The organism is Paenibacillus sp. UNC451MF, assembly GCF_000686845.1.
Classification (GTDB): domain Bacteria; phylum Bacillota; class Bacilli; order Paenibacillales; family NBRC-103111; genus Paenibacillus_S.
The window spans coordinates 15,687-29,430 of sequence record NZ_JMLS01000028.1 but is presented as its reverse complement, the minus strand read 5'-3'; the positions used below and the strand labels follow the sequence as shown (position 1 = coordinate 29,430).

The following is a 13,744-nucleotide window of genomic DNA, read 5'->3' as shown; positions in this document are numbered from 1 at the left end:
TCATGGCATTCACTAATAAATCTTAAATTCAGGTCGCAATACATTTATGGGGGGATTTGTCCTCTTTTATAGGGCAATATCGCTATGAACACACCGACATAGAAAAATCCCCTTCAAGTTCACTCTTCTTCTCCATGATAAGCCCATGGTTTTTTTTAGAGTGTCTACTTGAAGGGGATAGTACGTTCGGGATAGTACCTTCTTATCTACCCCTTGATGCCTATGATATACCTTACGGGATCGCTTGAGCTTATTAGTTGTAGCTTTGTTTCAGTTAGTATGGATGCTACTAAGGTCCCGTTTGCCGTGGAGACATTAATAAAATCTGTTCCAGGCCGAAATCCGGATGTGGACCAACCGCGTGCCGATTCATGCCTTAAATTCCCGTTCGCAACAGCGCCAGTGGCAACTAGGATCGATTTGTAATTTCGTATATCATCGTTCAGATCAATGGTTCCACTGCTTATGTTGATGACTCCTGTTAAAAACTGTTCTGTAGGATTGGTAGTTACCAGCGTTCCGGACGCATCATCCTTAATGAGACCGCTTAGTCCGGATAGACCGAAATTTCCGTTAACAACCGTATGATGATTATTAGATGCGATTAGTACAATATAGCTATATTTGCTGTTAAAATCATCATTATTGATAATGTTGGCTGAAATATTCGAACCTGTACATCCATCCAGATGAATACCGCTGTAAAGCCCACTCTTTTCCTGGGAGATTCCGCGTAAATGATTATTTTTGGCGATCAAGCGGGTTGCTGCACTAGCATAAATACCTTCCCTCTTCACATTATATACAGTATTATCCGTAAGCAGGATATCCTGTCCATTGATGACGCGGAGAGCAGTGTTCATAACATCCGAAATCACATTATTGGTTACGGTGATGTAAACGGACGGATCATTAATATCGCCTGCTTTCGTAACAACGATTCCATGAAATCCTGTTCCGCGCAATACATTGTTAGAAATGATCGTGTTCCTGCATGAATAGATGGGTATTCCGTGTCCCCCAACATTTGAAATCGTATTACCCGATATGACAGAGTTGAAAAAACTTTCAGGTCTAATGGCCACATCCGCGAGATCGACAAAGTGATTATTGACGATTCGGATATTTTCATGAAAAACTTGCTTTCCTTCACTGTTATATTTAGAGCCGTGCGCACCAACACCGCGGTGTCCGTTAGCAAAAGTGCATCCTTCAATCAAAACATTTTGGCAAGGAGTATCATCATAGGCTCCGAAACTCGGGAAAGATTCCTTGGAAGCGAAATCGATCTGGACCATTTCAAACATGCCAGATGTTGTAATGATTTGATTTTCGAACTTGCAATGAATCAATTTAACATTTTTACTGGAGTTAAACTCTATGATATGACCATTGTGTCCGTTAACAAAACGGACCCGTTCGATGTGAATCCCATCAGCATGGCCGATGGCAAATGCCATGAATCCTCTGCTTGGGTCGGATGGCAAATTCACGTTAGCGCACAAATCAATCGTTCCGCCGATAACGGTGATGTTGCCCTCTCCATTATAACCTGAAGCATAATTGGAATTGCCCAGTTGCCCATTGGAGAACAGCTTCAAGTTACTATTCGGAATGCCCATTTTCTTAAGTACGGCGTTGTCGTCCATTAGTATGGTGGTATTCTTGTAGAGTTGAAGGGGGCGGGTAATAATATACGAACCTGCTGGAACAAAGCATGTGCCGAAGCCTTTGACCCTTATTTCCTGAAGTACAGTCTCGAATGCAGTCGTATCATCATGGATGCCATCTCCTGTCGCCCCATAATAAGCCACGTTATAAAAATTATCGTTATCCGTGACACCTCCATTACCACTTCCATAAACGGATTGTGTAACTGAGGCTGATACGTCAGGTGAGCTTGAATAGATAGATTTTCCGCCTAGGGTCATGGCAACGCCGATCGCCCCAAACGCACCGATAGAGGAGAGCAACTTTCTTCGGCTGATCAGATTTTTCTTCGTTTGATCATTATCTAACATGCAGACCTTCTCCTTTAACCCAAAATATCCTACTAAGCACAACAAACCGCTTTCATCGTTACCGGAAAATTCCCGCTTCTTGAAGTCTTGTTCCTGCAGTATCATGGATAGCTTTGTCTTATTTTTTAGAAAGCTCCCCTATTTTCTGGTTGAGTTCTTCTTCCGCTTCCCTAAGCGCTGTGTTCATGTCCTTCTTACCAAGTACGAAGTCATCATAATACTTGTTCAGAATATCTCGCCCGTTGGTGTAGTAATCGCTGAATCGTGGGGCGGGAGCAGGCGTACTTTTGAAAAATGCCGGAATATTTTTCCCTTGGGCATAGGGTATATCTGCAGCGAACTGCGTCTTCATTTCCGGATTCACGAGGGGACTTGGGACAGGTCTTTTTCGGGAAGCAAGCAGTTGAACCTCATCGGAGGTAAACACCTCTATGACTTTCATTGCAGCATCTTTATTTTTACTTGTTTTGGTCGCACCGATAACTGCGAAATCGACCATACCATAAACATTCGGCATTCCGCTGTAGCTAGGGTACTGCACCATGTCCCAATTGAGTCCGTTAGTCGAAGCATCCTTCAACCGGTCAATAATGTTAATCGTTGCCAGCATAGCAATGTTCCGATCAGTCATGAAACGGACGATGCCGCCGCCATTCAGATCCGTTGTTTTTTTAGGGATATTTCCTGGTATCGAATACATGCTTTGCGCGACTTGAAATACTTTGCGCCATTGATCATTATTGATTTCCGCTTTATTCGTCTTACCGTTTAATATGACGAGTGATAATGGAAACGCTAAGCGAGTGGCATGCTCCGGATCCAGACCGTAGTATTGTATCCCGCCATCCTGCCTGGTTACTTTCCTTGCCAATTCAATCGTATCTTCCCATGTCATTCCGTCTGTGGGGTAAGGTACACCGAATTTATCGAAAATATCCTTATTGTAATATAAAGCATTCGCTTGCCTGTAATAGGGCAATCCATAAACTTCTCCCTTATCGGAATATTCTTTTAATGCATTTATATAGATCGGATCGAAACGATTCAGATCTATATTATTTTTCTTCGCGTATGGTGTAATGTCTTCAAGTAAGCCTACTTGTATCAGGTTTCCGAGATAGCCTTGAAACTCGGTGTAAAGATCAAAGTTAGCACCGCCAGCGACCAAATCTTGAATCCCTTTTCCTTTTTTTACTATATTAACCGTAATATATGGATACTTTTTCTTCAATGGCTCGTGCAGCAGCAGGTTCCATAGATCGTCGGAAAGGTCTTGACCTGCAAATAGATTTAGAGTCACGGGCTCTTCATTAACCTTCGCTGTTTCTTTCTTACCTGATTCTACTGTACCGGTATCGTTTTTGCTCTGAGCAGCTTGCTCCCCTTGGCTGCATCCAGCAATCATAGATAATGTTATAATGTTAGAAAGCAGAATGATCCCTAATTTTCGCATATCAGTGTCTCCTTCTCCACATATAATTTTACTAAATTATAGACCGATATGTACAGAATTTATGAATTAAGGTTAGTAAACATTCTTCTCTTTTGTAAATAACAAGCTAAGTGTAGTGGCCAGTCGGTCTGGATGATGTCGGCGCCAATATCCAGAATTCTCCCCCATCCATCATCTTCGCTGAGTAGTAACGCTTTATCGTCATCACTGCCTAGTGTGAGAATAGTAGAGTCATTCAAGCGAATGGCGTTCAGCCATACGAGCAAGTTCCTCTTCTTTAGCTCCTTAATGATTTCCAAGTTATAAAAATCGCTTTTTTCCGAGCTTATTATTACTTCAACCCCAACGGTGTTAATGTTTCTTTCCAGCACTTGGGCTAATTCCCGTTCGTTTTTTACAATCGGAATGTACATGACTGGTATCTCATATTGCTCCATAAAGTCCAAATACTTTTCTGTCACCGGACTTTTCACTATGATTTGATCAAACATCGACCATTTTTTTACTAATTCGAAGACGTCATCCCAAAATTCCCACGCTCGATCCAAATTGATCAAAGTATCCCCTCGAAAGTGCTTCAGTACCTCTTCTAGCTCTTCCACCTTTTGTTTGACCTTGAATGAGTTCCCGTTTCTATAACTTAAATTCTCGATCTCTTGAGATGACAGTGTTTGAACATTATCTTTACTAAAAAACAAACGCTCCTCTTGGCCTTCATGGATGGTATACAGTTTGCCATCCGTTGATTTTGCAACATCCACCTCAATGATATCCCCACCATACTTCAAGGCGATTTCGAAAGCGGGGATTGTATTCTCAATGATGTTCCCCCCTCCGCATCCCCGGTGGACTGCAATTAATACTTCCTTAGCTAATTTTCTCTCGTACAATTTTTTAGTAATATCGTTTCTGTTCATTGATCAGCCTCCTAATATTGGTTTCTTTACTCATCATAATTTAACTACTATTTAGTAAAATAATCAATAAATAATGTGTAAAATATTTATTAAATTTCGGTAAATTTACTAATGAAAACACAAATGACCCGCTAGGGGCCGCTTCCTTAAAACGTCCATCTTGCGAGTCATCGTATAGAACTGCATGCATTTTTATGATCAGGAAATCATCTTTCTTTTTTCGTTCCACAGCTATTTCGTATGGTCAATTCAGTAGGAATCATTATTTTGTAGGGGATTTCCCTCCCCTTGTCTCTGCTCATTAACAGCTGCACTCCAGCCCGACCCATTTCCTCCGAATAAATTTTCACCGAGCTCAGCGGACAGCTTGCATATTGAGCCATCTCTGTATCATCAAAAGATACTAAGGCTACCTGATTTGGCACACTAATCCCTTGATCCTGGAGAGCTTTGAGCGCACCTACTGCCATAGGATCGCAAGCGACTATAAAGGCTTCGGGCATATTTCCGGAATCAATCGCGCTTTTCATTAATCGATATCCTTCAGACATCGTATATTCACCCAAATACACATGCTCTTCCTGGAACCGTTCCAAATCATTCATCTTTCGCTTATAAGATATAAACCGCTTGTCATCCGTTTCAATGGTGTCGTTTATGTTCAGGTATTCCCTTGAATATCCGCCAATGAAGCCAATTTTCTTATAGCTATGGTTAATTAAATGATCCAACACCGATTCCATAGCTTTTTCTAAATCCACTATTACCGAGTCATAGGCTTGTTCATTTGGCGAATAACCGACATATACAATATTTTTAGATCCTTTGTTAACATTTTCGACTGCTTTGGGATGGACTTTCCCTACTACTATGATCCCTTGGAACTGCTCATCTATTTCTTGCTGATTTAGCGTGTTAATGCTATAGATAACAGGCATTAAGCCTTGCTCCTTGCACTCCTTCTCAATCCCCTGTTTAATCGAAGTAAAATACAGATTATTCCCTTCATCCTCTATATGACATATAAGTACTGCTACCTTGTCTGTAGCCATTATCTTCTTGTTTTGTTTCGAGCGTTTTCTTTCTTTCTTCACATAATTATATTCTCTAGCAATATTTATAATGTTTCTTCTCGTTTCTTCCGTCACGATCAGCGTACGATCATCATTCAATACTCTGGAAACAGTGGCTTGAGAAACCTTTGCAATCTCAGATATTTGCTTTATAGTTACCACATGGTTACTCCTTTTATACCGATATTTAGTAAACATATTATATCAAGCTGGAAATTCGCTTTCAACTTTGTTTCTCATAGTTTACTAATCATTAAAGATCTAGAAAATAAACTTATGGACTCTCAACTATGCTTAGATATATTCAAAGCAAAAAGGAACCACCTGAGGTGATTCCAATATTTTTTAAGACTTATTTAATGCACTTTTGCTTTTATTGAATTCCAACTATTTTCCTTTGTTTGCGTCCTAGTTCGATATATCCACTTGGGCTTGTGATCATAAGCTCATCGTCACCGTTTCAATCTCGATATGATCTCTTCGGTCACTTGTTTCGTTGTTAACATGCCGCCTATATCTTTCGTCTTCACTCCAGATTGGGTCACGTCCTCCACTACCTTCAAAAGATGCTGTCCCATCTCCTGATGCCCCAGGTGGTCCAACATCATCTTCGCCGTCCATATTTGCCCAATCGGATTGGCAATGCCTTGTCCGGCTATGTCTGGTGCTGAGCCATGAACTGGCTCAAACATAGATGGATATTTGCCATTTATGTTGATATTGGCAGCCGGAGCAATTCCGATACTGCCCATGATAGCGGCTCCAATATCGGTTAAAATATCTCCGAACAAATTGCTTGCGACAACTACGTCAAACACGTGAGGCTTAGTGACAAAGAAGGCAGACAGCGCATCAATGTGAACGGATGTCGTCTGCACTTCAGGATACGCTCGACTCACATCCTTAAACACTTGGTCCCAAAACGGCATAGAGTACACAATTCCATTGGACTTGGTAGCACTGGTGACGTGCCCTCTCCGTTTTTGGGCTAATTCAAACGCATACCGGATGGCTCGTTCCGTTCCTTTTCGCGTGAACACCGCATTTTGAATCGCGATTTCATCATCACCCTTATGTATGCGCCCACCGATTTCGCTGTACTCTCCCTCGCTATTCTCTCTGACAACCAAGAGGTCAAAATCTTTCGGAGTTGAGAGTGGAGAAGCGAGCCCGCGGAAATATTTCGCTGGACGAATGTTAATGACCTGTTCAAATTCACGCCGAATTTTGATTAACAGCCCCCATAACGAAACATGATCCGGTACACGCTGAGGATCGCCTACAGCACCAAGAAATATGGCTTCAAAATTTTGTAATATCTGCATCCCATCATCCGGCATCATTTTTCCATGCTGCTCAAAATAATCACAGCTCCATGAAAAGTTTGTGTACTTGAATGAAATTCCTCCGTGTACTTCTGCAACTGCGTCCAGCACTTCCGTTGCTGAGGGCACTACTTCTTTTCCTATACCATCACCAGGAATAACTGCGATCTCATACTGCTTCATCCAATACTCAACTCCTTATTGATTAAGGTGCATTGATCATTCCTTTGTAATCGCTTACGAAATGTGCAGTTCTTAAGCGTTCTACCATTCAGCAACCGTGCCATCCGCATGACGCCAGACTGGATTTTTCCAATCGTGCCCGATTTGAGTCATTTCACGAACTTTCTCTTCATTCACTTCAATACCAAGACCCGGGCCTTGGGGAATGGTGACGAATCCTTCTTTGTAATCGAATGTCTTGGGGTCTATGAGATAGTCGAGCAAATCGCTGCCTTGATTGTAATGGATTCCGAGGCTCTGTTCTTGGATAAAAGCATTAGGTGAGCATGCATCAACTTGAAGGCACGCTGCCAAAGCAATCGGGCCGAGCGGACAGTGTGGTGCCAAAGCAATATCGTAAGCTTCAGCCATGGCTGCAATTTTACGTGTTTCTAGGATCCCTCCGGCATGCGAAACATCCGGTTGTATTATATCGACGATCCCCTGCTGCAGTAATTCCTTGAAGCCCCAGCGCGTATACATCCGCTCACCGGTAGCTATAGGTGCAGAAGTGTATTTTGCAATTTCTTTTAGCGCCTCATTATTCTCTGGAAGGACTGGTTCTTCAATAAACATCGGCCGAAAAGGATCGAGTTCCTTGACCAATATTTTAGCCATTGCCTTGTGTACCCGCCCGTGGAAATCAATGCCGATGCCGAATTGGGCTCCTCCCACTTCACGAACTGCAGCGAACCGATCTAGCACCTCTTGGACTTTGTCGAAAGAATCAATATAGTGCAGCTCTTCTGTAGCATTCATCTTTACAGCCGTAAACCCGGCCTCGATCTGTTTACGAGCAGCTTCTTTCACATCGTTCGGACGGTCGCCACCGATCCAGTTATAGACACGTATACGATCGCGACAAGCTCCTCCCAACAACTCATATACAGGAGCATTATAATATTTGCCTTTAATATCCCAAAGAGCTTGCTCGATTCCGGACATCGCACTCGTTAAAATGGGACCTCCGCGATAGAACCCTCCACGGTACATTACTTGCCAAAGATCTTCAATCCGCAGCGGATTTTGACCAATGAGATACGTGCTTAGTTCCTCTACTGCTGTTTTTACGGTATCCGCTCGCCCTTCTACGACTGGCTCTCCCCACCCGACCAAACCGTCATCCGTAGTTATTTTTAGAAAAAGCCAGCGTGGCGGAACTTTAAACAATTCCAGCGATTTGATTTTCATCACGTTTCACCTACTTTTTAGTTTATAGATATTTTTTGAAACCTTTACTTATTGATCCGTTATATCCTTCCCTTTCAAAGAACTCATGCGGTCTCTGACGCAAGTAAAAAATGGTTGGCGTCGGTCGGTACTAACATTCTATAGAGTTCGAATAATTGACCTTTATCGGTCTTTTCAGCTTCACGAATCATCGAATTCGACTCCTTTTTTAATTTAATTACACTATTGCTCTTTATATATGAACTGCTAGTCATACATAATATTCGTCCCTAAGGAGATATTTCCTTTACTTTATTTGTAACTATTCCCCCTCTTTTGAAAATCGCTTTATTCTCAGATCCTCACGTTTCTCTGATTTTGGCCCCTCCCGTCTTTGACTAGTTATGAGATGACATTCTCAAACCTCGTATTTCTTCATAATAGGAATGAAGCCCGATAGCAGAACAAGGCTGCCGTACATTTTCGCGGCAGCCTTAAATTGATGGTTATTGAGCTATTGTTTCCTGTTAGTGAATGATTAATTTTCGATGATAATACCGCTTAATTTAAGATTTACTAAATTAGCTACTGTATCTCCGACCGGGCATGTTTCTTCCAAAAACTTGACAAATTCCTCGACTTGTTCTCTGGCTGCATCTGTTTTGATATGGAAAGTATATCGGATATCAGAATATCCAGGACGAACATCCGACTTTTTAAAGAATCCATCTAAGTCGAGATCCCCCTCTACTTCAACCCAAAAATCATCTAGACGAATATTAAATTTTTTAGCATATACTCTGGCTACAATGGATTGGCAAGCACCCAATGAACCAAGTAAGGCTTCTACTGGATTCATTCCAGTATCTGTGCCTCCTAAGCTTTTGGGCTCATCAATCGTAAACTCGAAATTTCTTGAACGAACTTTGACGACTACGCCCTCTTGCAAATGTGCAGTCGCTTTGAATGTTGTAATAGCTATGATACTCACTCCTCTAGTATGTATTAATTTAACATAATAATATCATATAATTCCGATAGTGTTAATATAAATTTAAACTGCCCATTAACTGAAAGAAGGTGCTTCCTTCATCTTGTTTTGGTTCAGGTTATTCTCTACTCAAATATTTCCTCTTGAACTAACTCATAGATTGTATTCTCATGTCCATTCCCTGTCAGCACAGCTGCCGCTGCTTCAGCATCACCAAGCTGCTCCCCCATTCACGGTGAACGGAGAATAGACAGTACTTCCTCTACAGGGAAGGAGTGAACCTCACTTCCGCCTCGCCCCAATGTCGTCTCAGCCATAAATAAGGAGTTATAGATAGCTTCCTCGGTTGCGTCAGCGGCCGCGCGAAAACATTCAGACATAAGCGGTCCATCCTCACGAATGCATTTCAATGTCAAGAACCCGGTTTCTGGTGTGTGCGGAATACGGTTGCCGTTGCTGAATGCGATCACTATATCCCCGCTTCCGTGATGAGCGATGGAGCCCGTTCTCGCGAGGCCGAAGCCGGCTCTTTTTGCAATTCTTTGCAGTTGACGGGCATCGAGCGGTAGGTCCGTACTAATGACTATAATGATTGAGCCGTCGTTATTCCCCCGCTCCAGCGATTTCTGACGAAGGTAAGTCCCTACTGGCCGCCCAAGGATAGTCAGGTCTTCATCTTTCCCGTAATTCGTAAGCACCAGTACCCCAATATGGTAGTCGTTACCCTCCACCGTCACCCGTCTGGAGGAAGTGCCGATTCCCCCTTTATAACCGAAGCACACCATACCGGTACCTGCTCCTACAGCACCTTCCGCGACAGGCTGATTAGACCGTGCTTGTCGGATCGCTTCGACGGCATGCTCCGGTCGTACATGAAGTCCTCTCATATCATTCAACAGCTTGTCGTTGCATTCCCCGGTAACGACATTCAATGAGCCATCCTGGTCGCCGATCCCTTCATCCATCGCCATCATGTACTGAAGTGTGCCTTCCGTCACTGCGGGAACGCTGAACGTATTGGTCAGCATAATCGGTGACTCTAGTGTTCCAAGCTCGTTCAACTGTACAAGCCCGGTCGTTTTGCCGAAACCATTGATGATATGCGCCGCTGCTACTACTTTTTCCCGAAAAGGATTCCCAGGATGCGGCAAAATCGCTGTAACCCCTGTCCGAACGCTTGTGCCTGAGAGGTTCATATTCAGCGTGACGTGGCCAACCGCTACCCCTCGGACATCAGTTATACTATTATACTTACCAGTTGGAAGTTTCCCAACAGCGAAGCCGTAATCGCGAAAGCGCTTCTTGCTCATTCGTTATTCTCTCCATATCGTGATATTTGTACTTCCAGTGTTTCCTATCTGCTCAGGCATGCTCATTATAGTAAATGAGCGCCATTAGCAAAGTCAACTAATCTATAAATCCCATTCTTACAACTTACCTTGGTTATTGAGCACTCCGCGACCAGATTGCTTTGTTCTGTAATAAAATTAGGGTGTCTCAGACTCAATTCCTCCTCGGAAAATACATTTACCAGGAAATCTGTTATCAGACCACCGTGGGTAACAATAATCATACTATCCTCTGGATGTTCAACTGATAGTTCTAATAAGCACGTAGACAACCGATCACCTGCCTTCCTTGCTGAGTCTCCTATCGGTGGGGAAAAGTCTCTTTCCTTCGTGCACCGTTCCCACATCTCAACAAACTCCTCAAATGTTTGCTCAGGCAAGTCTCCCCAATTAGCACGTTCCCGTAACCGTATATCCTCAAAAATTGTATTCATTGTTGTTTCTGCAATAACCTGAGCTGTTTGTTGGGCCCTTCTAAGTGGACTACTGATGATTTTCTTTATCGGCATTTTACGAAAGTGGCTTGCAGTCATCTTTGCCTCCAACATGCCCTCAAGAGATAGGGCGACATCCCCTATCCCTTTTTCCTTTTTAGCATGTCTAACAAGGTAAAAATCTGTGCTCATTGCACCAACTCCTTTATTTTAAATGATACTGATATGATAAAAAATGACATAATATAATTAGATGATTATCTAATTCGATTTTATAACATTTTCCAGTTATTTGATATCCCATTTTTTACACAAAAGCCATTTGCATCCTTGATATTAATGTTCCAACATAAAAAAATAAAAGCCTGATTTCTCAGACTTCTTCATTCCAATAAATATATATAATCAACTTAACGGTAACACTCTGACCTGTGGATTATAACGATTCGCGGTATTTACCCGGAGTCGTTCCTTCGTACTTTTTAAACACACGAATAAACCCGATATCACTCGCGTAACCAACTTTGTTCGCAATTTGTGTGAAGGTCATCTTCTTATCCTTCATCAGCTTCTTAGCTTCATCAATACGGACTCTCGTTAAGTAATCATTCAGGTTCGTTCCCGTCTGTTTCTTAAAGAGCGCTGACAAATACTGCGGTGTTAATTGAAAATGCTCGGCAATCATTGTCAGGCTGAGCATTTCATCGCCGTAGTGCTGTTCTATGTATTGAGCAATCTTTTCTGAAAGCTGCCGGCTATTGCGGCTGCGGCTAACGTTCAAATAGTGGCATAGGGCGAGGAACCACTCTCGAATTTTGACCTTCATCTCCTCGACCGTCGAACAGGCGGATAGCTCTTTTAGAGGCTCGAACCCTTCGCCGTATACTTCACAGTAGTATGGGTCCATAGGGTTAATCATTTTCCATAGTGTACTAACCATGTTATTGAACAGGCTTCGTCCTAATTCAGGTGTTATCCGCCGTGAGCTGAAATGTGCATGAAACAGGTTATTGATTAACTTGTCAACATTTTCCGCATCTCCGCTTTTGGTGAAATTGATCAATTGGATCTCTGTTTCTATCGGGTAATAGTAATGCCGGTCTGCTGCTGCAATTTCCCTGTAACGAATGATCGCACTATGGCCTCTATACATTTTATAATCTAGAGCGCTTAGGGCTTCGAAGTAGGATTCGCCGACCCCTTCCATACCTTCGTGCATGTCTCCGATTGCGATCGTAATATACGTCTTGAACTTCTTCTCGATAACCTGCATGAGATGATCCGCGATAACGTCCAGCTCCTCAGATACGTCGGCCATCCCTTCCTTGTAAAAGTTCACCAACAGCGCGAGCCGGTTCTGATCCAGCTCTACCGAATACCCCCATGCTCGTTCACGAATCAAATCATTGCTGATATTGGAAATTATAAATCGAATGAGCGCCCATTGCCGTTCCGATTGATCGGTGCTGAAACGGCTGAAATCAGCAATATCAATCAAGATAACTGCAAAATATTCGGAGATCAATCGAATATCCATAAACCGTAGCGACTCATCGGTCATTCGGGAAACGTCCACATGCCCTCGTATGAAGCGTGAGAGAAAGCTTGCCTGAATGACTGGAGTCTGGCGTGACAAAATATGCCGGAGCTCCCGCTCTTCATGTATTGTCATCCGGATCGTTTCCCGGATAAATTCGTATTCGTTGGCCAACTGTGCCGTTCGTCCCGGTCTCTCCTTCTGCAGGACGCGCACAACATCCCGTAGAGGGGTATAATTTCGGTGCAGCCAGAAGCCGATTGCCGCTGCCCCTCCTGCCAAGCAGATCAGTAGAAGGGTCACCATCCAATTTTTCAGCGTATGGACCTTTTCAAGATAGACTTCCTTGGGCATGATCAGAATGTAGTTCCACCCGTTTCGCTCAGATACGGTATGCAAAAGCATTTTATCGCCATCTTGATCCTTATATTCGTATGGCGCTCCGTTCTTCACTTCACCCCGGATCTGGTTCCAGAGAAGCGACTGGTCCTCTTTCCCGACAATAAGGCGGTCCTGACGATCAAGAATGAAGACGGAGCTTTGGTAGGCGGATTCGATTTGGGTCAGCATACTGCGAACTTTATTCATATCAAGCATAATGACTAACGCTCCGCGAATCGCGCTTAGTTCGCCCATCGGCAGCGTCTGAACGAAGGTAATGGTATCCAGCTTGCCATTTGGCGTCTCATATGTATACGGAATATAATCCTGATAGTGAGGACTGTCTAATAGCCCGCTGCGCCATGTGTTGAAGCTTAAGTCGAGCGGACGATACAAACGATGGTATAACGTATCTGCCGTTGTCTTGGCTGTAGGCAACAAAACCGTATCGTTCGCCCCAAGATAGACGTAGTAGTCATAAATGAAATTGCTTGTATTTTGATAGCGCGACATGTGTTCCGACACAAACTCTACATATTTGTACGCATCCGATATTTCAGCGGTGTCCGCGTTATTTATCAACCACTGCAGGCGGGAATTTAAAGCGATTTGCTGAGACATCTGCTCTACATCCTTGAGCTTGATGTCCATTACTTGACGAAGCTGTTCCAGCATCGCAAGGTTCGCTCGATTCGCATTATCCACCATAATATTACTAGTCTTCGTGTACAGAATCGTTCCTAGAGCGAGAGGAAGCAGGAACACGGCCAAGTAAGACAATAAGAGAGTAATGAAAGCGCTACCACTAAGAATGCTATTGATTCGCACCAGAACCACCTCTTCAAATTGTCTTACTTATTTATATTCTAAA

Annotated in this window: 10 protein-coding genes; all 10 read right to left on the bottom strand. The window is 43.1% G+C overall.

The window, feature by feature from the left end; all coding sequences use genetic code 11:
* Positions 1-206: 206 nt before the first annotated feature.
* The 10 genes from BP97_RS0125125 to BP97_RS37345 all read right to left on the bottom strand — a co-directional run bounded on the left by BP97_RS0125125 (position 207) and on the right by BP97_RS37345 (position 13,701).
* A complete protein-coding gene (locus BP97_RS0125125) occupies positions 207-2,021 on the bottom strand; it encodes a right-handed parallel beta-helix repeat-containing protein (RefSeq protein WP_036746506.1) in 1,815 nt (604 codons plus the stop codon).
* A gap of 118 nt (positions 2,022-2,139) precedes the next feature.
* Complete coding sequence (locus BP97_RS0125120; protein WP_028551600.1) at positions 2,140-3,474, bottom strand: ABC transporter substrate-binding protein; 1,335 nt, start codon at positions 3,472-3,474, stop codon at positions 2,140-2,142.
* Positions 3,475-3,533: 59 nt separating this feature from the next.
* Positions 3,534-4,391, bottom strand: a complete 858-nt coding sequence (locus BP97_RS0125115; RefSeq protein WP_028551599.1) for a glycerophosphodiester phosphodiesterase family protein — start codon at positions 4,389-4,391, stop codon at positions 3,534-3,536.
* Between the two features lie 206 nt (positions 4,392-4,597).
* Positions 4,598-5,626 carry a LacI family DNA-binding transcriptional regulator gene (locus BP97_RS0125110; RefSeq protein WP_028551598.1) on the bottom strand — a complete coding sequence of 343 codons (1,029 nt, stop codon included), beginning with the start codon at positions 5,624-5,626 and terminating at the stop codon, positions 4,598-4,600.
* A 290-nt stretch (positions 5,627-5,916) separates the two neighbouring features.
* Positions 5,917-6,972, bottom strand: coding sequence for a tartrate dehydrogenase (locus tag BP97_RS0125105; RefSeq protein ID WP_028551597.1), 1,056 nt, complete (start codon positions 6,970-6,972; stop codon positions 5,917-5,919).
* Positions 6,973-7,053: 81 nt separating this feature from the next.
* Positions 7,054-8,202 (bottom strand): galactonate dehydratase, encoded by a 1,149-nt coding sequence (gene dgoD / locus BP97_RS0125100; RefSeq protein WP_028551596.1) that lies wholly within the window; start codon positions 8,200-8,202, stop codon positions 7,054-7,056.
* A 517-nt stretch (positions 8,203-8,719) separates the two neighbouring features.
* Complete coding sequence (locus BP97_RS0125090) at positions 8,720-9,163, bottom strand: OsmC family protein (protein ID WP_028551595.1); 444 nt, start codon at positions 9,161-9,163, stop codon at positions 8,720-8,722.
* 239 nt (positions 9,164-9,402) lie between these two features.
* The gene (locus tag BP97_RS0125080; RefSeq protein ID WP_028551594.1) at positions 9,403-10,482 is read right to left on the bottom strand and encodes a P1 family peptidase; all 1,080 of its coding nucleotides are present in this window, start codon (positions 10,480-10,482) and stop codon (positions 9,403-9,405) included.
* Between the two features lie 65 nt (positions 10,483-10,547).
* Positions 10,548-11,147, bottom strand: coding sequence for a histidine phosphatase family protein (locus tag BP97_RS0125075; protein ID WP_028551593.1), 600 nt, complete (start codon positions 11,145-11,147; stop codon positions 10,548-10,550).
* A gap of 244 nt (positions 11,148-11,391) precedes the next feature.
* On the bottom strand, positions 11,392-13,701 hold the full coding sequence (locus tag BP97_RS37345) for a helix-turn-helix domain-containing protein (RefSeq protein ID WP_051620952.1): 2,310 nt from the start codon (positions 13,699-13,701) through the stop codon (positions 11,392-11,394).
* Positions 13,702-13,744 lie beyond the last annotated feature (43 nt).

Coding starts and splice junctions, on each gene's coding strand:
- BP97_RS0125125 (WP_036746506.1), bottom strand. CDS start 2,021: ATGTTAGATAATGATCAAACGAAGAAAAATCTGATCAGCCGAAGAAAG.
- dgoD (WP_028551596.1), bottom strand. CDS start 8,202: ATGAAAATCAAATCGCTGGAATTGTTTAAAGTTCCGCCACGCTGGCTT.
- BP97_RS0125080 (WP_028551594.1), bottom strand. CDS start 10,482: ATGAGCAAGAAGCGCTTTCGCGATTACGGCTTCGCTGTTGGGAAACTT.
- BP97_RS0125120 (WP_028551600.1), bottom strand. CDS start 3,474: ATGCGAAAATTAGGGATCATTCTGCTTTCTAACATTATAACATTATCT.
- BP97_RS0125075 (WP_028551593.1), bottom strand. CDS start 11,147: ATGAGCACAGATTTTTACCTTGTTAGACATGCTAAAAAGGAAAAAGGG.
- BP97_RS0125105 (WP_028551597.1), bottom strand. CDS start 6,972: ATGAAGCAGTATGAGATCGCAGTTATTCCTGGTGATGGTATAGGAAAA.
- BP97_RS0125115 (WP_028551599.1), bottom strand. CDS start 4,391: ATGAACAGAAACGATATTACTAAAAAATTGTACGAGAGAAAATTAGCT.